The sequence below is a fragment of the Pusillimonas noertemannii genome, assembly GCF_003096595.1.
Taxonomy (GTDB): Bacteria; Pseudomonadota; Gammaproteobacteria; order Burkholderiales; family Burkholderiaceae_B; genus Pusillimonas; species Pusillimonas noertemannii.
Genome location: NZ_QEKO01000001.1, coordinates 1071642 through 1088162, shown reverse-complemented (window position 1 = coordinate 1088162; position 16521 = coordinate 1071642). Strand labels below are relative to the sequence as shown.

Genomic DNA, 16521 nt, shown 5'->3' with positions numbered 1-16521 from the left:
CGGACAATCTCGGCCATCCGAAACTGCCGGCCCGGGTATGGCGCCAGCAAGTCGATCACCTCATGCGCATACTTCACAGCAGCTTCCTCCCGACCGCATCTTTGAAAAATCCCAGGTAAAGCTTGTATTCGTGCTCCGTGAGCCACACGCCAGTAACCCGCCCTATCCAGCGCCGGGCTGATTCTTGACGCGCCCGAGCGTGCAACTCCCCGAACATTGCGTTTTTCTGCGGATACTCGGCCGTGATGACCATTCCTTCATGGTGCGGCAGCCCGCGGTGCATCTCGTCCACGATTTGGGCTTGCTCATGATTGATCGGCCTGTGATCGTCTTCCCAGGACACGTAAGGCGTCATGTTGCCCACAGTCTCTCCCGACCAGCACCAGCGGGCCCAGTTCCAGAGAAGATCGTCGGCGGTGATTGCTTCGCTCATCGGCGCCACACTTTGACAGCGGCATATACGAACAGCGCCGGGACTCCCACGGAGACCACGATGGCCCACGGCATCCAGATAGGCGAAAGAACGACCCACCAGGACCAGTCGGCGACCATGCCCAGGCCCGCAAGCTTCAGGCCTATGAGGATCAGGGCCAACAGGCCGAGGAAAGTTGTGGGCTTCATTAGCGACTCCGTCCGTTATCAAGCATGTACTGCGAATACTGGTTCCAGTTCCCTGTCCCTGTCGGCGTCATCATCGGCGGCTGCGCTCGCTGGATATCGGCCATCCGAGGGTGCGGGCGTGACTCCATCTCTCGAAAGGTCGGTCTGTATGGCGCGGCCACCGCGTTTGTGGGTGCCTCGTTCTTGATCCCCACGTAGTCGCGCAGAATTTGAGCCGGGGTCAGCCCGCCCTTTGGGTGCCGACCTATGGCCCTGCAGATATCGAGCATGACTGCGGTTGAGGGCAGCTTCTTGCCTGTCGTTGCGCGCAGCTTGTCGATGGCTGCTTTCTTGAGTTCGTAGCTGTTCATTTGTCGATTTCCTCGATCTCAGTAAAGGCGTCGATGTAAACGCGGGCCTTGCCGCCCTTGACGATGGGGCCGCGCTCGATAACGAGGCGATCTATCAAGCTGTCGTCTGCGATGACCCCGGCATTCGTCAGCGAGTCGAGCAGCGCTTTAGGAAGGTTGTCCAGGTCGCGCGCGCGGCGGTCCGGCATGTATGCCTTGATTCCCACCTCGAGGCGTCCCGCGGCTACACGACGCTGGCTTGGTGCCGCCATGAGCACGGCTTCGTACACAGCCTTTCTGTACTTACGGCCGGCCTCGCTGATCAGGACTCGCTGCTGCCCTTTGATCGTGGCGTGACGCCAGTAGGTATTCACCGAAGGCGGGTATGGAAGATCAAGGATGATCATTAGCCCATCACCTCCCTCGCAAACTTCATGCGCTCTCCTTCCAGCCAGCCGCGCCGGCTGATAGAGGTTTCTCTGTCGACGTGGCTATGCTCGCGGCACTGGCGCTCGAAGTCGGCGCTCTCGAACGAGCTCTTGCTTTTCTGCAGGTCGCAGTGCCCGTAACCCTGGCGGGCCATCTTGCCGGCGTCGCGCAGGCTGAAGTGCTGGCAGTCGATGCATTGAACTTTCAATCCTTCAGCCCTCCGCGCGTCTTGCGCTCTGGAGGCCGCGCCTGTCCAAAGACAGTACCCAGCGCCAAGCTTTGAAATTTGGTCTGCTTGCCGACATATTTGAGCCCGACAGTTCCGGGCTCGCCTTGGCGGATTAGGCCGATGTTGGCCTCACAAATGCCCCTGTCCGGAGAGTCGGGGTTATAGACCTCGTCTCGGTACAGGAAGATGGCGCCGTCGCAATCCTGTTCGATGGCCCCGGAGTCGCGCAGATCGGAGGGCATCGGGCGTTTGTTGGGGCGCTGCTCAAGGCTGCGATTTAGCTGGGAGAGCAGGACAATGGCGATCTTGAGTTCTTTGGCAAGCGCCTTCAGGCCCCGAGTAATGCCCTCGATCTGCGCATTGCGGTTATCGCCCTCGCCATCCATAAGCTGCAGATAGTCGATTACGATCAAATCGAGCCCATGCCGGCGCTTGACTTGGCGAGCCTTCATCCGCACGTCCATGAGCCGCAGTGCGCCCTGGTCGTCCAGATACAGGCTCAACGTCTCCAGTCGCTGCGCGGCGTGGGTGAGCTTTGCCCAGTCGTTGCCCTGCATGCGACGCGGGTCGATGACGTGTGGCAGGTCTATTTCGCCCAGAACGGCAATGTTCCGATCGTGGATCTGGTCTTTTGGCATCTCCATCGAGAGAACCAGCACCGAATGCGCTTCGGCAGCATTCAGTGCAACGTTGAACGCAAAGGCACTCTTGCCCATCTTGGGCCTTGCCGCCACAATCCAGAGCTCACCGCGTCGAAAGCCGCCCATCATCTTGGCGTCGAGGTCGCTGAAACCCGTTGGGATCGCCTTGGGCCCCGTTCCCTCGGCTCGACGTTCCAACTCCTCGATATACCGGACCATGTCATCGCCCGCCTTAATCGGCTCGGACTTTATCCGCTGTTCGGCGATGGACTCCAGCGCTGCCTGTGCCTTATCGATGATCCCTGCGGGATCGACGTTGATCTTTGCCTGCTCGGTCACCTCGCCGGCCAGGATTGCGAGGGCACGGCGCTGAGCGCAAGCACGCACCATTTCGGCGTAGCGCCCGATGTTCGCAGAGCTAGGCGTGTTGGTCGCCAGTTCGTGCAGGTAGGCCAGTGAAATGCTCTCCGGCAGCTTATCGCTGAGCGTCACGACATCGACCGGCCCGCCGCTCTCAATCGACTTAGCCGCCATCGAGAAGATTTGCTGATGATCGGCGCGGTAGAAGTGCTCGGCTCGCAGGTCGCCAAGACGATCATAGGCGTCATTGTCCAGCAGCAAGGCGCCCAGAACGGACTGTTCGGCATCTTGGTTGTAGATCATGCCACCGCCTCCCGGTTCGACTGCAGCGCCTGGGCCTGCAAGCCTTGAGTCGACAGGAAGTACTCGTTGCCACCATCAGCCACCCTGGCATACCAAAGGCGCATGTAGTTTTTTTCGATGTAGTTGAGGAAATGTCTACGCCAATCGGCCTGCTTACGAGCTTCGTCCTTGCCTCCGGGGCCGAACTGGCGCTTGAATTCATCCCAGGCGAGCTGAACGAACTCCATGGGCAGCCCTGTGGCCTCTACGTACTCCAGCAAGGGCTTGTATCCACTGATTGCGTTTTCACCGGCTGCTCGGCAGTTATCGATGAAGGTCTTCAGCTGGATGCGTGGCTTGCGTTCCCGTTTTGGCGTGGTCGGGCTTTCACCCCCGGCAGGGGGGTTAGGGGGGTTATTGGTATCAAGGAATCCGGAATCAGGAATCAGCCCGACTTGTTCCGGTTCAGGATGTGCCTTGCCCTGTTCTTGCACCGGTCTTGCATGGTGCTCGTCTGGTGCCGGAATAGAGCTGGCCGATTCCTTGACGTGCGGATTCTGGTGCTTGGCAAAGTTCACCACCTGAATGAACCTTTCCCCGCCCACTTCGTATCTATGGATGAACCCGTGTTTCTGCAGGTCTCCCAGCAGGGTATCAATGTCGCAATCGTCATACGGCAGCACTTCTGCCTTTATGCGGCGCGGTCGATCTTCCAATCGCCCGTCACGATCCGCTACCGTCCATAGCCCGATAAACAGCAGACGGCCAAGCGGATCAATATCTGCAAGATCGTCATTGGCGAAGAAGCTTGGTTTGATATTTCTCGCTCTCGCCATGCCTACGCCCTCGCCCTAATGCTTTGCTTGAGCGATTCGCACAGCAGGTGCGCCTGACGCTTCTGCGCAGTCTTCGTAGTCAGCTTGCTAATATTCCTAGCCATTGCCATTTGTTGGGCCTTGACCCTGTCCCTGGCATCAAATAGAATTTGTTCATTCATTGCACGTACTCCTTACGCATGTGCACTTGAAGGGCCCGGAACCGTTGGCGCGGTTGCCGGGTTTTGTTTTTGGGCTGCGGTATATGTGGGCACGGGATGCCCATGTGTTCCTGGGCTGCGGGCTGATCGGTATTCGCGCGTGGGCTTCAGGATGCCGCGGCTAACACCAAGACGGCCTATGACACCCCAGGCATTCGGGCTGGGTGGAATCAGCTCTTCGAAGTGCCGCTCGATGTGAAAGCGGAAGTCTTCCAAAGCGAACGGCTCACGCTGGCGCGGCGCCCATGCTTCCAGACGAGCCATAACGAGCTCCGTCCAGCTGGTTGTCACTGCCTCGGCGTGCTGCCGAGCCGTCTCGATGCCGATGTCGGCGAGTTGTTGGCCGTTCATGAGGCCTCCACGCGCCCGCTAATGACAGCGAGAACCGCCGACGTAGGCAGTACTCGCTGCTCGCAAGCAATTAGGTATGCTTGAACCTGAGCCATTCCTGGGTCAGTCTCACGAATAAAGACTCGGACGAGCCCGTTATCGGTTCTGAAATAGACGTTCATGCGACCTCCAATCCGGCGGCTTCCAGGGCCTCGGAGGGCAACTGAAAGCCGCGGTCAATGAGAATCTGGACGCTCTCGGCCAGCAAGTCGGCCTGTCGGCCGTATGCGGTCTCGAAGCGCGTCTTCCAAGGGTGGACGGCGACGACGCCGGGAATTCCCGCGTCCTGATGGTGGGGCCCACATAGCGGCAGCACTTTAAAGTGGGCCAGAGGCTTTGTGCGGCCGTCGATGTGGTGAATGCTTACGTAGTTCGTGAAGATGCCCAGCTTGGCGCAAGCGACGCAGCCTATTTCTTGGGCAAGCAGGTCGTGGAAGCGCTTCTGCGCGGCTGTGGTAGAACGGCCCTTCATGGCATCGCCCTCTCGCGCACGCCGCTTTTCTCGGACCACCTGACGCTATGTTCGGTGCCGAAGGCGTACAGGTATTCAATAAACTCTGACGCTTCACCAACCAGAAACCGACGCGACTGGACGCCGAGCTGAACGAATCCGGAGCCGTCCAGTGAAGGAACGATGCGACTTCTCTGACGCAGCGGCGTTCCTGCGGCGGTCATAACGCGGGAAAAGGCATCTATCAGAAGGCGCTTGGCGTCTTCCACGTCGCGGCGCTCGCCCAGCAGATCAACCTGCCGAGCGATGTCGCCGATCATCGCGTGGTATTTTTCTTCCTGATCGCGGGATTTCTTCGGCGCATCAAAGCGTGCGAACCAGCCCTCAGGGGCCGTCATGCAGAATTGAGCAGCATTGCGCCTGGCCGCTTCATGGCGGAATTGGAATACTTGCTTCTCCATCACGCCACCGCCCGCAATTTACGCTTAGCCTGGAGGGCGGCCCGGCCCTTTCGCAGTTCTTCGATGGCCTCGGCGAACTCGAGGTCCGCTGCGTCAAGCTGTGCCGTCGTGGGGTCTTCAGGCAATGAGGCCAGGGCAAGGGTGGCTTCGGAGCTTTCCTTGATCAGACCAGGAAGCAATTGGCTGGGCGTGGCGCTCTCGGATGAATCGTGCAATCCCTTGGCAGCCATGCCAAACAGGCGCAGCCATTCATTCAGGTAGCCCAGCCGCAAATCCTCGGGCATAGCCAGAAGAATCGAATCCTCGAAGTTTGGCGGCATGAAGTTGCCGTCCTTCGTCTTGTCGTCCAGCCAGCGGAAAATACGGTCCGCTGCGTTCTTCGCCAGCGTGAATGCATCGCCCTGGGTGTCGAAATGGAGCTTGGCGCGGGTATTGAAGCCAGCGGCAACATGGGTTTCGACGATGGCTACAGCGACCGTCTCGCGGCTCCCTGCCCGCTCCCGCCACTGGTCAACGTAGTGCGCCATGAGAGCCAGCTTGGTTTTTTGCGATTTGACTTGCATGACTTACTCCTGCCCTGCCGCCACAATGGCGCCATGGACAAAAACAACACTCGGAAAGTACGAATTCCCCCGCCCTTGCCGCCCGGGCACACTGCGGGGATGGACGAGTACATCTGCGACAGCCTTTTTGAACAGGCCGTAGGCCTGGCCTATCGATCCTTTGCGGACCCGACCGACGACCATATAGAGGCGGTCTACCACCGGCTGGTGCTTAATCACCAATGGGGAGCGGGCGAAGATGGGGCGGTGACGATGCATTGAGCTAGGCATGGGTGGCCCCGTCCTCGTCAGGCCCGCATGTCAGGCAGAAGGCGGCGTGAACATGAAGCGGGACGCGGTACTCCGTGACGGTCAAGAGGAATCGACCAGAGTTCTGTTTCACTTCGACCGCCTCCATCAGGCCGCGCTCGATCAGCTTCCTGACTGTGGGTTTGCTCGGCTGCGGCCAGGGCGATCCATCGGGGTACTTTTGTCCGGGCCGCCAGCCCATATAAAGAATCAGCCACTCTTGTTTGGCCCTCAGGCCCGAAAAGTCGAAAGGCTCACGCATGCTCGGCCTCTTTGAGTTCAGAACGACGAACCACGGCCCAGCGAACCGATGGGCACAGGCTCTCGCACGGCACGCCGGTGAGCTTCTCGATTTCAGGGGCATGCTCCGCCGGAACTTCGCGCCCTTTCTTCTTCCATTGGTTAAGAGCGCCTCGACTGACCCCAAGAGCGCGAGCGAGCGCCGCCTCGGAGCCGAATTTTTGGGCCGCTTCTACCAGTGGATGGATCTGAGGTTTGGTATTCATGCGCATAGTCTAGTTTTTCTAGACGTTAAAGTCAAGATTATATAGACCCGATCTGTACAGATTTTCTTTACACTCGATATATGGACATGAAGGGATGGATTAAGGCCGCACGCCTACACGCAAAGCTCACCCAGCAACAACTGGGGGATCGTATGGGCATGTCCAAAGGGAATGTCTGGGCGTGGGAGAAAGGCAACCATGAAGCAAGCCTTGACCAGTTGATAAAGATCGCTGAGATCACTGAGTTCAGGGAACCATTTCCAGGCACTGCGGCCCAGGCTAATGTAAAGTCGTCCAGCGGAACCGGCGCCGCATGGCCGTTCACTTCGATTGACGAAAATAAGGTTCGATCACTGGACGATCAGCAGCGGGCCAAACTCGAACGAGCGATCCTGCATTCCGCAGATGCGGTAAGCCTAGACATCAAAAAAGATTAGCCATTTTTATAGTGAGTGGTGACTTTGTGCCCGCCAAGTAACAAGAATTTAGTTTGATGTGGGGATGTGTAGATGGTTGGTGGAATGGAAATGGATGGATCAAAAATAAGAATTGGCAACGTTGGCGAGGCCCTGTCTCTTCTGGAAAAATTAAAGCAAGACGACTTCAGTTTTTCCGAGAAAGATTATGAAAGCCTGGAATTGTTTGGGGAGATAGCTGAGCTAGCCATAGAAATCAGCGGGCCGAACTTTCATGGAACGATTACTGGCGGACTGGCTCGAGGCCTATGGTACTACCAAAGAGAAATTTATAAGGCAGTCGCGTTCGCCATTTATAATAGTGATAACTACGGCAGAATACCAAAACCAGAACTTAAGAATTACACGCTGGTATTCGATGTTGATGACGGATGTACTGAGCTTCTTGCCAAGACGCTCGACATTGGCAAGAGCCTGGTTGAAAAGGCGATGGATGGAATGACACCAAAAGAGAAGGCGGCCCTATTGCTTTCAATCCTGCTGGGATTGGGTGGGTTTGCCGCCGCCGGATGGGTGGCAACAGCGTTCAGCGAGGACTACTTTTCACACAAGACAGCCGTTCAAACTGAACAATACAAGGCCGCCCAAGCGGAAGCTGCATCAGAGACGGAAGTCGAGCGTATTCGCGCTGAAGTTGAGCGGGATAAGATTCAAGCTGATCTGGTAGCTTCTGCCATTGGAAGCAGCCCTATTGCCAGTCGATTCAACGCAGCCACAGCGGAAGGCGTAAAGTCGATAGCCAAATATAGCCCCGAAGCAACCAGCTTAAAAGTTGGATCTGTCGAACTCGACAGAGCGCAGATCGAGGAATTGAATCAACGATCATCAAGAGAAATACCGGACGTGTTCAATATTGTCGGGTACTATCGCGTTACATCTACCACCGAGCCAACGCCAGAGGGAGTAGTAAGGGTGGGCCTGGCGGGCAATGGGGACGAGTTTACCGCGCACATGAACCTGAAGGATGAAGATCATCCGATTGCAGACGAACAATCAAACGCTGTGTTCCTCGCGCCAAAAACAGGCGAAAAGCTTTATATCAATGTCAGAATGAAGAAGGCAAGTGACGGCATACGAGAAGCGTATATCGAGAGCTTCCCGCCAGCTCCGAAGCAGGCGGAGATTGCATTGGCAGCGCCGCCGCCACGGCCCTAGCCACCGCCCCAACCCGGCCCCGCGCCGGGTTTTCTTTTGCCAGTAACAAGAGATACAAAGTAACGGTATCTTTAATTCGCTGCGGGCCCCACACTGAATTCATCAGCTAAGGAAGCGGCGACATACCACGACACACCCAGCCGAGCTTCTTCCCCACTTAAAGCGTGCACCCCGCATGCGCCCTTTGCGCACCGGCTTCATCGAAGTCGCAATGATCCGCCAAGGGAAATAGTCCTAGCTCAGCCATTATGCGGACCCGCTAGGATGCTCTTGGAGCTCTTATGACGAATCACCTCAATGTCCTGCGGTTCCCGACGCCCGAATTGAAGGCAGTCAACATGGACTGGCCACCTCCCCCGCCATCGCCATTCGATGAAATCGGCCACAGCAAAAGGCGGGCGCAAGTTCGCCGCCGAGTCCTTCGCTTGATGAAAGAGAAACATTCCGGCCTGCCTTATTAAAGCAGCAGTACGGCCCGGCAGACAGCATGCCCTACCTCTAACCATTTAAGCCGTAGTCGAATCATTCTGATAGGCGCGGATCGAACACTTCTGGAGTACAACCATGACACAAAATCAATCGAACCAACCGAACCAACCCGGAAAGCAACAGGCTCCAGGCGAACAGGACCAGAATAAATCCGCACAGCAAGGTGGGCAAAAGCCCGGCCAAGAGCAGCCTGGTCAAAAGTCTGGGCAACACCAAAGCAATAAGTAGTTAATTGCGCGCCCCGCCTCTCATGTCGAGGGGCGGTCAACAACCCGCCACGGCGGGTTTTCTTTTGCCTACTCGTTCTGGGCGCTTACCCGCTACCAGTCCGCCGGTTTCCTGATAGGGTTGCCCAGATTCGGGATGACGATATCAGGCATTTGTGAGTTGGCCAGAGCGCTCGTGGAAATATACCTCGTGAAGTCAGCGCACTTAACCATTTCTTTGGAAGTGCCGCGCTTTGATGTAAGCAGGCCGATGATCTTCTTGGGGTGGTGTGTTTTAACTAATCGCATCGACTCAGCCAGGTCGCTGTCACCTGAAATGACAATTGCGCAGTCAAACCTATCTAGCCAAGCGTCGTTGATTAGGTGAACAGCAAGATTCACATCCGACCCCTTCTCTTTCGTTTCCAAGACGGTGGCGTGCCGCTGGCCATTAATGGGCGGATGCAGCTTCTTGGTCACCACGTGACTGGAAAACTGGCCTTTAATGATCTCAAGCTCTCGAATCTGCGCACGTAGAGCTCGAAAAAATATCTGCTGCCGGATGTGCATATCCGGATCAGAGGGCTTGGGGCTAACGTCTGCTGTGAAGTATTTAATGCAGACGATGTCATTCTCTGGGCGCAGAACCCTCTGGCACAGTTCTTTCAGATCGAGCCACTTATATTTCGTTCCCTTCAGGGTCGAGTAATAGAGGTTGAATCCGTCGACGTAAACAGCAGTTCTTCTCATTATTTGCTGCCTAAAAAAGCAAGGGCCTCCGAAGAGGCCCCGCGGCCCATGTCTAAGACATGGGGGATATCAACCACAGTGTAGCAAACTAAATATTCCATAGCAATATTCTGCCCCACCCTTCCCTGATCCGCCCTGCTCGTTCTGAGTAGGGTTTTCCCCGATCAATTCCCCTTCGCCCCGCCCTGCTTGAGCTTGCTGAATCTATTCACAGGTTATCCACTTGTTACGCCTTGTACTGGTTATTTATACAGTGTAATTTGGAGGTGCCAAAGGAAACGCCCCGCGAACTCTGACCTTCGCGGGGCGCTGGAACTGCTTTTGCTATATGAGGATAGCGAGATGGATGATAACAAGAAAGACCACGAACAACCACCGAATGACCGTACCGCCGCGCTCATAGACGGCATTGAGCAACTATCCCTGACCGTCTCTACACTCCGGTCCTGGGCGGCCTGCCCTTCCCTGTTTGACCACATCGGCCTCGACGATAGACAGAATCTGCTGCTAGTGGCGCTCGAGCACGCTGAGGCGGCACAAGAAAAGCTCTTGCAAGTCGCGTAATTTTCCAATCCTGTCCGTTTCAGTCTATTTTTTCTATTCCTAGTCAATATTTTCTTGACATCTAGGTCTAGTTTTTCTATACTTCATTTAACGCATCACCACCCGCAAGGAACGGCCTAGCGAGCGATCGCAGCCAAGTAGGGCGAATGAAGATGCAGCAGTACCCCCGCTAAGGCGGATTGCAGTGAAACGTAGGCGGACAACCAGCCGCTGAGCATCAAGTCACTGGCGCGGACTGAAAAGCGCAATGCACCCACCCGGGGTGGATAAACGTAGCGGGGAGCCGAGGAGGCCCGGAAGTTTCGGACAAGACGGCAGGCGGGATATCTAACCAGACCGCTGCAGGCATGGGCAAGTCCATGCCAAAAGCCACGACAACCAGCGTGGCGTTATCCGAAATCAGCCTGGATGCAGGCTGGTTTCGCATGACAAGGAGATAGATATGCAAACACTCAACCAAGGCAACAACGAGCGGATCAGCCGCGGCTTAATCGAAACCGCCGATGGCTACCTCGCGCTGACGCTCGCCCAATCCAAGACCTTCAAAACCCGCCCTGCCGCCATTCGCTGGCTGTCCAAGCGCGGCGTGATCGTGAAATGAAAATCGTCGAGGCCTGGCGCGTGGATTACGTCCGGTACCGAAACCCGGAATTTTCAGGCCGGTATTACGCAAAAGACAAAGCGGACGCCGAGCGCGCCGCGGAAAAGCTACGCCAGATGAAGCACATTTCGGACGTGCGAATAACCCAGCCAACCCAACCCCATCGCCGCTGACCGTCAGCGCTGCGATTTTCATGTGAGGACATATGAACGAACAACTACAAACGGCGCTGGCCGAAATACTGGCCAGGGCGACGCAGGGAATCGACGCCGGTACCCAGTTCTTGTCGGCACAATTGCCGGATGTCATTCAGCAGTTGTTGGTGTGGAAGGCGGTTATGTCCGGACTGCTGTTCTCGCTGTCCATCGCGGGGTTTATTGGCGTCACCATTGCAATAGTCCGCGTTTGGCGCAACACCGATTTTTGGGATGGCGAAAATATGCCTCCGGCAGCATTAGTGGCCTTTTTTCTGTGCTTTCTCTACGGCCTTCCGAGCTTGGCATGGAGTCTCGACTGGCTCCAAATCTGGATCGCCCCAAAGATTTACCTAATCGAATACGCCGCATCGCTGGCTAAGTGACTGCGCCGGATAACAAGGAGAACAAGATGGAACACAAACAAGACCCAAAGCCAACCTGCGCCGTCCGCGGCTCGATCCGACCCGGATTCATGTGCGGGTATGTGATCGTCGGCGGCAAGTATTGCGGCTACTTAGGCGAATGTCCTCACAAACAAGAGCCTGCCGCCAAGACTGAGGGAGCCAGCCATGACCACTGAAGCATTGCTTAACGTGGATGATCTAGCCCAAGAGATACGCCGCGTTGATGGTAAGCATGATCTTGGAGCTGGCGCACTGGCAGAGGCGCTATTGCCATTCATCGAGCAAGCCGTCCTGCAATCTCCTGAGGTGCAGAGGCTACGGGAAGGCTGGGCGACGGTGCCAGTCTATCCTACTAATGAAATGGTGCGAGCCATGTTTGGACAGCCCGACGAGACAGGCTGCTACCATTTTTCCGGGGGCTTCGGCAACATCGCCTATCAATTTGGAAGGCTGATCGACGCCGCAATGGAGAAACAGCCATGAAGGTAACGATGCCCACCCCCTGCGCCTACCTCTACACCGCCCCAAGCGGAGCTCGAGTCGTAGACCTAAAGCGCGTCGACCTCGATACGCCAGGCCTGACGATATCGGGCCTTATCACTGTGGACCAGGCCGAAGCCTACAAAGACGCTTGTGTGAGGGAGGCGGTGGAATCGGTATTGAACCTATTGCACGATTCCAGAGTGCATGTCGAGGGGTTCGTGTTCGATTCCATTCAGGCCCTACTCCCACCCCTCCCCGGCCCGGCCAGCCATAACCCATAGGCCACCCCTGCCCGCGTCGGTTGCGGCGCAGGGCCATGAAGTATCCATATTGGTCGCCCGCCTAGCCGTTCCGGGAGGTAAGAGCAAAGGCTGAAGCCGAAAGGTGGCAAATTTTCGCCGCCAATATGGATAACGGGTTGCGACTGTGCGGCCGGGCGGTGCAGCTTCGCGTCATGGGCTCCACGATACGGGCCCACCCTTAAATCAACTTCCACCGCGAACCTGACATAACCCAAATTCTTATATCAGCATCCTCCCGAAAGCCCATGTCGCCGTGAGTTTTCGCGAGGGTGCGCAGTACGCCGGACTTTAGCCCCCGGCGCTTCTCCTGAAATCCGATACGTGTAAAGCCAACAAGCCTGCTTCAAGGCGGTTGCGCACCCTCCACCCATTCTGACTCCCCAAAGGAGATCCCCATGCTGACTATCACGCGAGACCCCGACTCGGGCGTCGTCGATCAGGATTGCGTCGACCTTTGTCCGCAGCTTGTCTGGCACGCCCTGGCTCACGCAATGCGCAACGAACAGGACTTTCTCGGCAAGCCCCCGAAGTACTGGCAAGAAATCATCACCCAACAAGCCCAGGCATTGGCCGATGAGGCTGATCCAGATCAATACGAGTGGTGGGAAATTCGATATATGGAGGCCAAATGAAACAGCTGCTGAGCCGCATAACCCTCGAATGCTACCGCCAGCCGGGCGACACCGATAAGGCGCCTTGGTATGCGTACCCGCTAACCGTTTTATTCGTGACTGGATGGCTGGCGGCAGATCACCTGCTCACGGCGGTCTTATGAAAGCCGAAGAGTATTTCCTGCCTGGCTTACCTGAGCCAGTCATCCGGGGCGGCGCCGGTCGAATCGTCGCAAAACTCAAGCAGCCCGAATCGCACGAATTGGAGAACAACTATGAGCATCGTCACTATGGTTCTCGGGGAATCCGGAACCGGCAAAACAACCAGCCTGCGCAACATGGAGGCAGCAGAAACACTACTTATCCAAGCCGTGAAGAAACCCCTGCCCTTTAAGTCAAAGGCATGGAAGCGCTTCGATAAGGAGGTTTGCAAGGAAGGAAACATCTTTCAGACGGACAGCGCGGCGCAGATTATCAACATCATGCAAAAGACCAAGCGCAAGGTCATCGTGCTTGATGACTTCCAGTACGTGATGGCGAACGAGTTCATGCGCCGCACGAACGAAACGGGCTTCAACAAGTTTACGGAAATTGGGAAGAACGCCTGGGACATCATCAACGCCGCAGCCGCTCTACCCGAAGATGTGCGCGTCTATATATTGAGCCACATCGAAACCAGCGAGTCAGGCCACACCAAAATCAAGACGATTGGCCGGATGCTGGACGAAAAAATTGCCCTTGAAGGCATGGTGACGATAGTACTTCGCACCCAACTTCGAGACGGTCAATACCTGTTCGCCACCCGCAATAACGGCAGCGATACCACGAAGACCCCAATGGGCCTATTCGACGCCGAGACGATTGATAACGATCTTCGCGCCGTCGACCAAGCCATCCAAGAGTATTACGAACTAACCGAGCAGCCCGCTTAAAGGAGCTTTCCATGCAACGCAGCTATACCGCAGACCCTGCCGCCGCCCGTCAGGCGAATGCCAACAACTACATCGACCAGTCCGGCAAGTACATCGGCGAGTTCTCGCTCGCCGAGGCTGTAACCAGCAAGAAGGGCACGGAGGGTATCGAGTTTTCGTTTAAGAGCCGCGAGGGCCAGCAGGCAAACTACCTGACCCTATGGACCTACAACGAGCGTGGTGAAGCTTTGTACGGATACAAGGTACTCAACGCCATCATGACGGTGATGGGCGTCTCCGAGCTTCAGCCAAAACAGGCCACGATCAAAGACGCCAACGGTAACCCCCGGCAAGTCGTGGGCTTTCCTGCCCTGCATAACAAGGCGGTCGGGCTCGTACTTCAAAAGGTGCTGTACACCAAGAATGACGGCAAAGACGGCTACAAGTTCAACATCTTTGCGCCATTCCAGGCAAGCACCGAGTTGACCGCAAAAGAGGTGTTGGACGGCGCCACACAGCCCAAAGCTCTTAGCGGCATGATCGCCTCCCTGAAAGACAAGGACGAGCGCACAGGCGGCGACTACGGCAGCCAGCCCGCCAGCGCTGGAGGCAGTGAGCCCGACGACCCATTTGGCGACGAATTCTAAGAATAGCCAACAACAGGACCGGGCGGCCCAATAAGCTGCCCGGATAGAACATGAGTGCACCCGCTCTATACAACCTCGCATCCGAGTACCGCGCCCTGGCAATGTTTCTAGCTGATGGTGACTTTGATCTGGATACGATCAGCGACACCATAGAAGCGTCCGGCCTGCCTGATGCAATCTCCGAGAAGGCGCAGGGTTGCGAAATGGTAGCCCGCACGATGGAAGCAGATATCCCGACCATCGACGCGGAGATTAAGCGCCTGCAAGACCTGAAAAAGGCCCGCCAAGCTCGAGCAGACGCCCTACGCAAGTACGTGCTGGACAACATGCTGGCGTGCAATATCGAGCGAATCGACGCCCCGCTATTCAGTATCAAAGTAGCCAAGAACCCGCCGAAGGTCGAGATATTCGACGAACGCCAACTGCCCGCCGACTACCTGACGGACCCGCCGCCACCCGCCCCTGTGCCTGACAAGCGACTCATGTTGCAGGCACTAAAGGACGGGGCAGAAATACCCGGCGCGAAGCTGACTCAGGGCTTCCGACTCGCAGTCAAGTAACCCAATTCCCACCACCATGGAGCCCGGCCCCTAATAAGGGCTGGGGTTGAATTTGTGCGCTTTCTCAGCGTCTGCTCTGGAATCGAAGCCGCTAGCGTGGCCTGGAATCCCCTCGGATGGTCCGCCGTCGCTTTCAGTGAAATCGAACCATTCCCTTGCGCTGTGCTGGCGCATCACTATCCCAATGTCCCGAACTGGGGCGACATGACCAAATACAAGGAGTGGCCAGATGCAGATGTCGATCTTTTGTGTGGAGGAACTCCCTGTCAATCATTCAGTGTCGCCGGACTCAGAAAAGGACTGGATGACCCACGTGGCAACCTCATGCTTACCTTTGGCGCCATTGCTGCAAAGTATCGCCCCAAATGGGTGGTATGGGAGAACGTCCCCGGCGTCTTGTCGAGTAATCGAGGACGGGATTTTGGAACCTTCCTCGGGATGCTGGGCCAACTCGGGTATGGGTTCGCCTACAGAATTCTGGACGCTCAGTACTTTGGAGTGGCCCAGCGACGCCGACGTGTGTTCGTTGTCGGATGTCTTGGAGACTGGAGAAGTGCCGCGGCGGTTCTTTTTGAGCGCCACAGCATGTCGGGGCATCCTGCGCCGAGCAGAGGCACGGGGGAAGAAACTGCCGGCACCCTTGCAAGCCGCACTGGCGCAGGTGGATTTCCAGGAACAGACGAAGCATGCAGCGGATACGTGCAGCCCGACCATCTGAAACCAGACCCGCACACCAGTGCACCGCTGAAGTGTTCGCAGAATTCGGCGGTGTGCATCACCGGCGACATCACGCACACGCTGAAAGCCGAAGGCTTCGACGCCAGTGAGGATGGCACTGGGCGAGGCACGCCTTTGGTGCCAGTCGCGTTCGACACCACCCAGATCACCAGCAGAGAGAACGGGAGCAACCCGAAACCCGGAGACCCGTGCCATCCGTTGGCTGCCGGAGCCCATGCGCCCGCCATCGCTTTCGATTGCAAAAGCAGCGGCCAGAACGGGTTCGGGGTCGGCGTCGAGGCGGCTGGCACTCAGCGAGCGATGGCCCATGCAGGCAGTCACTCTAATGGCGGAGGGCATCAGGCCGTGGCATTCCAAACGAGCCAGAGCGGCGTGCGCATCGATGACGTGCATGCCACGCTGGACAGCAACAACGGGTCGCGGCGCCACAACGGGGCTCTGCTGGGCATGCAGGTTCGCCGCCTTACCCCCGAGGAATGCGAAGCCTTGCAATCCTTTCCGCGCAACTACACACGCATCCAATGGCGCAACAAGCCAGCAGACCAATGCCCTGACGGCCCCCGATACAAGGCGCTGGGCAATAGCTGGTGCGTCAATAACGTTCGCTGGATCGGTAAGCGCATTCAGCAAGTAGACCAATTTGAATCGTCATGACCAAACCCACCTACACCGACGACGAAGGCGAATGGCACGTTCCTACCCGGGAAGACTGGATCGAAATCGGCCGGGCTATCTCGCCCATCGTGCTGATCTGGATCGCCATCATCCTATGGATTTCCCTATGAAACGACATACGAAGATTGTTCTGCTAGTCGCCGCCGCTTGCTTTGTGGCTGCGCTG

30 protein-coding genes are annotated in these 16521 nt (G+C 56.8%); 16 read left to right on the top strand and 14 right to left on the bottom strand.

The genetic code is table 11. The annotated features are described in order from the left end of the window. Positions 1 to 73: 73 nt before the first annotated feature. The 11 genes from C7440_RS05210 to C7440_RS05165 form a co-directional block, all read right to left on the bottom strand. Positions 74 to 433, bottom strand: a complete 360-nt coding sequence (locus tag C7440_RS05210) for a hypothetical protein (protein ID WP_116517693.1) — start codon at positions 431 to 433, stop codon at positions 74 to 76. Beyond that, on the bottom strand, positions 430 to 621 hold the full coding sequence (locus C7440_RS05205; protein ID WP_116517692.1) for a transmembrane Fragile-X-F family protein: 192 nt from the start codon (positions 619 to 621) through the stop codon (positions 430 to 432). The genes C7440_RS05210 and C7440_RS05205 overlap by 4 nt, the downstream gene beginning before the upstream one ends. Continuing rightward, positions 621 to 971: a hypothetical protein gene (locus tag C7440_RS05200; RefSeq protein ID WP_116517691.1), complete on the bottom strand. Its 351-nt coding sequence runs from the start codon at positions 969 to 971 to the stop codon at positions 621 to 623. The genes C7440_RS05205 and C7440_RS05200 overlap by 1 nt, the downstream gene beginning before the upstream one ends. Further along, positions 968 to 1357 carry a RusA family crossover junction endodeoxyribonuclease gene (locus C7440_RS05195; protein WP_116517690.1) on the bottom strand — a complete coding sequence of 130 codons (390 nt, stop codon included), beginning with the start codon at positions 1355 to 1357 and terminating at the stop codon, positions 968 to 970. Before C7440_RS05195 ends, C7440_RS05200 begins: the two co-directional genes overlap by 4 nt. Then, on the bottom strand, positions 1357 to 1587 hold the full coding sequence (locus C7440_RS05190) for a hypothetical protein (protein WP_116517689.1): 231 nt from the start codon (positions 1585 to 1587) through the stop codon (positions 1357 to 1359). Before C7440_RS05190 ends, C7440_RS05195 begins: the two co-directional genes overlap by 1 nt. Continuing rightward, positions 1584 to 2912: a replicative DNA helicase gene (dnaB, locus tag C7440_RS05185; RefSeq protein WP_116517688.1), complete on the bottom strand. Its 1329-nt coding sequence runs from the start codon at positions 2910 to 2912 to the stop codon at positions 1584 to 1586. The genes C7440_RS05190 and dnaB overlap by 4 nt, the downstream gene beginning before the upstream one ends. Then, positions 2909 to 3727: a hypothetical protein gene (locus C7440_RS05180; protein ID WP_116517687.1), complete on the bottom strand. Its 819-nt coding sequence runs from the start codon at positions 3725 to 3727 to the stop codon at positions 2909 to 2911. Before C7440_RS05180 ends, dnaB begins: the two co-directional genes overlap by 4 nt. A 173-nt stretch (positions 3728 to 3900) precedes the next feature. Then, positions 3901 to 4278 carry a hypothetical protein gene (locus tag C7440_RS19710; protein ID WP_133244262.1) on the bottom strand — a complete coding sequence of 126 codons (378 nt, stop codon included), beginning with the start codon at positions 4276 to 4278 and terminating at the stop codon, positions 3901 to 3903. A 157-nt stretch (positions 4279 to 4435) separates the two neighbouring features. Beyond that, positions 4436 to 4789, bottom strand: a complete 354-nt coding sequence (locus C7440_RS05175) for a Ref family recombination enhancement nuclease (protein WP_116517686.1) — start codon at positions 4787 to 4789, stop codon at positions 4436 to 4438. Next, positions 4786 to 5229, bottom strand: coding sequence for a recombination protein NinB (locus C7440_RS05170; protein ID WP_116517685.1), 444 nt, complete (start codon positions 5227 to 5229; stop codon positions 4786 to 4788). The genes C7440_RS05175 and C7440_RS05170 overlap by 4 nt, the downstream gene beginning before the upstream one ends. Further along, positions 5229 to 5792 (bottom strand): hypothetical protein, encoded by a 564-nt coding sequence (locus C7440_RS05165; RefSeq protein WP_116517684.1) that lies wholly within the window; start codon positions 5790 to 5792, stop codon positions 5229 to 5231. Before C7440_RS05165 ends, C7440_RS05170 begins: the two co-directional genes overlap by 1 nt. A gap of 33 nt (positions 5793 to 5825) precedes the next feature. On the opposite strand from C7440_RS05165, the gene C7440_RS05160 reads away from it, so the two are divergent. Further along, a complete protein-coding gene (locus tag C7440_RS05160; protein ID WP_116517683.1) occupies positions 5826 to 6053 on the top strand; it encodes a hypothetical protein in 228 nt (75 codons plus the stop codon). A gap of 1 nt (position 6054) precedes the next feature. Here C7440_RS05160 and C7440_RS05155 read toward each other — a convergent pair whose 3' ends face one another. Together C7440_RS05155 and C7440_RS05150 are read right to left on the bottom strand one after the other, a co-directional pair. Next, a complete protein-coding gene (locus C7440_RS05155) occupies positions 6055 to 6342 on the bottom strand; it encodes a hypothetical protein (RefSeq protein WP_116517682.1) in 288 nt (95 codons plus the stop codon). Continuing rightward, positions 6335 to 6586 (bottom strand): transcriptional regulator, encoded by a 252-nt coding sequence (locus C7440_RS05150; RefSeq protein WP_116517976.1) that lies wholly within the window; start codon positions 6584 to 6586, stop codon positions 6335 to 6337. Before C7440_RS05150 ends, C7440_RS05155 begins: the two co-directional genes overlap by 8 nt. A gap of 86 nt (positions 6587 to 6672) precedes the next feature. Here C7440_RS05150 and C7440_RS05145 point away from each other — a divergent pair, with 86 nt between their 5' ends. Continuing rightward, positions 6673 to 7023 (top strand): helix-turn-helix transcriptional regulator, encoded by a 351-nt coding sequence (locus C7440_RS05145; protein ID WP_165832449.1) that lies wholly within the window; start codon positions 6673 to 6675, stop codon positions 7021 to 7023. 90 nt (positions 7024 to 7113) lie between these two features. Then, on the top strand, positions 7114 to 8217 hold the full coding sequence (locus tag C7440_RS05140; protein ID WP_118984223.1) for a hypothetical protein: 1104 nt from the start codon (positions 7114 to 7116) through the stop codon (positions 8215 to 8217). A gap of 809 nt (positions 8218 to 9026) precedes the next feature. Here C7440_RS05140 and C7440_RS05130 read toward each other — a convergent pair. Beyond that, positions 9027 to 9662, bottom strand: coding sequence for an NYN domain-containing protein (locus tag C7440_RS05130; protein WP_218940598.1), 636 nt, complete (start codon positions 9660 to 9662; stop codon positions 9027 to 9029). A 342-nt stretch (positions 9663 to 10004) separates the two neighbouring features. Here C7440_RS05130 and C7440_RS05125 point away from each other — a divergent pair, with 342 nt between their 5' ends. The 13 genes from C7440_RS05125 (at position 10005) to C7440_RS20175 (ending at position 16465) form a co-directional block, all read left to right on the top strand. After that, complete coding sequence (locus C7440_RS05125) at positions 10005 to 10226, top strand: hypothetical protein (RefSeq protein WP_133244261.1); 222 nt, start codon at positions 10005 to 10007, stop codon at positions 10224 to 10226. Positions 10227 to 10668: 442 nt separating this feature from the next. Beyond that, on the top strand, positions 10669 to 10827 hold the full coding sequence (locus C7440_RS05120) for a DUF1391 family protein (RefSeq protein WP_116517676.1): 159 nt from the start codon (positions 10669 to 10671) through the stop codon (positions 10825 to 10827). After that, positions 10824 to 11000, top strand: a complete 177-nt coding sequence (locus C7440_RS19800; RefSeq protein WP_165832448.1) for a hypothetical protein — start codon at positions 10824 to 10826, stop codon at positions 10998 to 11000. The genes C7440_RS05120 and C7440_RS19800 overlap by 4 nt, the downstream gene beginning before the upstream one ends. Before the next feature lie 32 nt (positions 11001 to 11032). Then, entirely contained in the window at positions 11033 to 11407 is a 375-nt protein-coding gene (locus tag C7440_RS05115) for a hypothetical protein (protein WP_116517675.1), read from the top strand. A gap of 186 nt (positions 11408 to 11593) precedes the next feature. Next, entirely contained in the window at positions 11594 to 11911 is a 318-nt protein-coding gene (locus C7440_RS05110) for a hypothetical protein (RefSeq protein WP_116517674.1), read from the top strand. After that, the gene (locus C7440_RS05105; protein ID WP_116517673.1) at positions 11908 to 12192 is read left to right on the top strand and encodes a hypothetical protein; all 285 of its coding nucleotides are present in this window, start codon (positions 11908 to 11910) and stop codon (positions 12190 to 12192) included. Before C7440_RS05110 ends, C7440_RS05105 begins: the two co-directional genes overlap by 4 nt. 416 nt (positions 12193 to 12608) lie before the next feature. Continuing rightward, positions 12609 to 12845, top strand: a complete 237-nt coding sequence (locus tag C7440_RS05100) for a hypothetical protein (protein WP_116517672.1) — start codon at positions 12609 to 12611, stop codon at positions 12843 to 12845. Continuing rightward, positions 12842 to 12988, top strand: coding sequence for a hypothetical protein (locus C7440_RS19795; protein WP_165832447.1), 147 nt, complete (start codon positions 12842 to 12844; stop codon positions 12986 to 12988). Before C7440_RS05100 ends, C7440_RS19795 begins: the two co-directional genes overlap by 4 nt. A 111-nt stretch (positions 12989 to 13099) precedes the next feature. Continuing rightward, a complete protein-coding gene (locus C7440_RS05095; RefSeq protein WP_116517671.1) occupies positions 13100 to 13756 on the top strand; it encodes an AAA family ATPase in 657 nt (218 codons plus the stop codon). Positions 13757 to 13767: 11 nt separating this feature from the next. After that, complete coding sequence (locus tag C7440_RS05090) at positions 13768 to 14382, top strand: hypothetical protein (protein ID WP_116517670.1); 615 nt, start codon at positions 13768 to 13770, stop codon at positions 14380 to 14382. 50 nt (positions 14383 to 14432) lie between these two features. Beyond that, on the top strand, positions 14433 to 14942 hold the full coding sequence (locus C7440_RS05085) for a siphovirus Gp157 family protein (RefSeq protein WP_116517669.1): 510 nt from the start codon (positions 14433 to 14435) through the stop codon (positions 14940 to 14942). Positions 14943 to 14996: 54 nt separating this feature from the next. Next, the gene (locus C7440_RS05080; protein ID WP_116517668.1) at positions 14997 to 16334 is read left to right on the top strand and encodes a DNA cytosine methyltransferase; all 1338 of its coding nucleotides are present in this window, start codon (positions 14997 to 14999) and stop codon (positions 16332 to 16334) included. Further along, positions 16331 to 16465 carry a hypothetical protein gene (locus C7440_RS20175; protein WP_257215306.1) on the top strand — a complete coding sequence of 45 codons (135 nt, stop codon included), beginning with the start codon at positions 16331 to 16333 and terminating at the stop codon, positions 16463 to 16465. Before C7440_RS05080 ends, C7440_RS20175 begins: the two co-directional genes overlap by 4 nt. Positions 16466 to 16521: the final 56 nt, after the last annotated feature.

Excerpts from the sequence above, each read along its gene's own strand:
- C7440_RS05095 (WP_116517671.1), top strand. The coding sequence starts at position 13,100 with ATGAGCATCGTCACTATGGTTCTCGGGGAATCCGGAACCGGCAAAACA.
- C7440_RS05205 (WP_116517692.1), bottom strand. The coding sequence starts at position 621 with ATGAAGCCCACAACTTTCCTCGGCCTGTTGGCCCTGATCCTCATAGGC.
- C7440_RS05160 (WP_116517683.1), top strand. The coding sequence starts at position 5,826 with ATGGACAAAAACAACACTCGGAAAGTACGAATTCCCCCGCCCTTGCCG.
- C7440_RS05085 (WP_116517669.1), top strand. The coding sequence starts at position 14,433 with ATGAGTGCACCCGCTCTATACAACCTCGCATCCGAGTACCGCGCCCTG.
- C7440_RS05125 (WP_133244261.1), top strand. The coding sequence starts at position 10,005 with ATGGATGATAACAAGAAAGACCACGAACAACCACCGAATGACCGTACC.
- C7440_RS05145 (WP_165832449.1), top strand. The coding sequence starts at position 6,673 with ATGAAGGGATGGATTAAGGCCGCACGCCTACACGCAAAGCTCACCCAG.
- C7440_RS05180 (WP_116517687.1), bottom strand. The coding sequence starts at position 3,727 with ATGGCGAGAGCGAGAAATATCAAACCAAGCTTCTTCGCCAATGACGAT.
- C7440_RS05115 (WP_116517675.1), top strand. The coding sequence starts at position 11,033 with ATGAACGAACAACTACAAACGGCGCTGGCCGAAATACTGGCCAGGGCG.
- C7440_RS05170 (WP_116517685.1), bottom strand. The coding sequence starts at position 5,229 with ATGGAGAAGCAAGTATTCCAATTCCGCCATGAAGCGGCCAGGCGCAAT.
- C7440_RS19710 (WP_133244262.1), bottom strand. The coding sequence starts at position 4,278 with ATGAACGGCCAACAACTCGCCGACATCGGCATCGAGACGGCTCGGCAG.
- C7440_RS05130 (WP_218940598.1), bottom strand. The coding sequence starts at position 9,662 with ATGAGAAGAACTGCTGTTTACGTCGACGGATTCAACCTCTATTACTCG.
- C7440_RS19800 (WP_165832448.1), top strand. The coding sequence starts at position 10,824 with ATGAAAATCGTCGAGGCCTGGCGCGTGGATTACGTCCGGTACCGAAAC.
- C7440_RS05155 (WP_116517682.1), bottom strand. The coding sequence starts at position 6,342 with ATGCGTGAGCCTTTCGACTTTTCGGGCCTGAGGGCCAAACAAGAGTGG.
- C7440_RS05140 (WP_118984223.1), top strand. The coding sequence starts at position 7,114 with ATGGATGGATCAAAAATAAGAATTGGCAACGTTGGCGAGGCCCTGTCT.
- C7440_RS05165 (WP_116517684.1), bottom strand. The coding sequence starts at position 5,792 with ATGCAAGTCAAATCGCAAAAAACCAAGCTGGCTCTCATGGCGCACTAC.
- C7440_RS19795 (WP_165832447.1), top strand. The coding sequence starts at position 12,842 with ATGAAACAGCTGCTGAGCCGCATAACCCTCGAATGCTACCGCCAGCCG.
- C7440_RS05210 (WP_116517693.1), bottom strand. The coding sequence starts at position 433 with ATGAGCGAAGCAATCACCGCCGACGATCTTCTCTGGAACTGGGCCCGC.
- C7440_RS05100 (WP_116517672.1), top strand. The coding sequence starts at position 12,609 with ATGCTGACTATCACGCGAGACCCCGACTCGGGCGTCGTCGATCAGGAT.
- C7440_RS05110 (WP_116517674.1), top strand. The coding sequence starts at position 11,594 with ATGACCACTGAAGCATTGCTTAACGTGGATGATCTAGCCCAAGAGATA.
- C7440_RS05200 (WP_116517691.1), bottom strand. The coding sequence starts at position 971 with ATGAACAGCTACGAACTCAAGAAAGCAGCCATCGACAAGCTGCGCGCA.
- dnaB (WP_116517688.1), bottom strand. The coding sequence starts at position 2,912 with ATGATCTACAACCAAGATGCCGAACAGTCCGTTCTGGGCGCCTTGCTG.
- C7440_RS05175 (WP_116517686.1), bottom strand. The coding sequence starts at position 4,789 with ATGAAGGGCCGTTCTACCACAGCCGCGCAGAAGCGCTTCCACGACCTG.
- C7440_RS05090 (WP_116517670.1), top strand. The coding sequence starts at position 13,768 with ATGCAACGCAGCTATACCGCAGACCCTGCCGCCGCCCGTCAGGCGAAT.
- C7440_RS05195 (WP_116517690.1), bottom strand. The coding sequence starts at position 1,357 with ATGATCATCCTTGATCTTCCATACCCGCCTTCGGTGAATACCTACTGG.
- C7440_RS20175 (WP_257215306.1), top strand. The coding sequence starts at position 16,331 with ATGACCAAACCCACCTACACCGACGACGAAGGCGAATGGCACGTTCCT.
- C7440_RS05105 (WP_116517673.1), top strand. The coding sequence starts at position 11,908 with ATGAAGGTAACGATGCCCACCCCCTGCGCCTACCTCTACACCGCCCCA.
- C7440_RS05150 (WP_116517976.1), bottom strand. The coding sequence starts at position 6,586 with ATGAATACCAAACCTCAGATCCATCCACTGGTAGAAGCGGCCCAAAAA.
- C7440_RS05120 (WP_116517676.1), top strand. The coding sequence starts at position 10,669 with ATGCAAACACTCAACCAAGGCAACAACGAGCGGATCAGCCGCGGCTTA.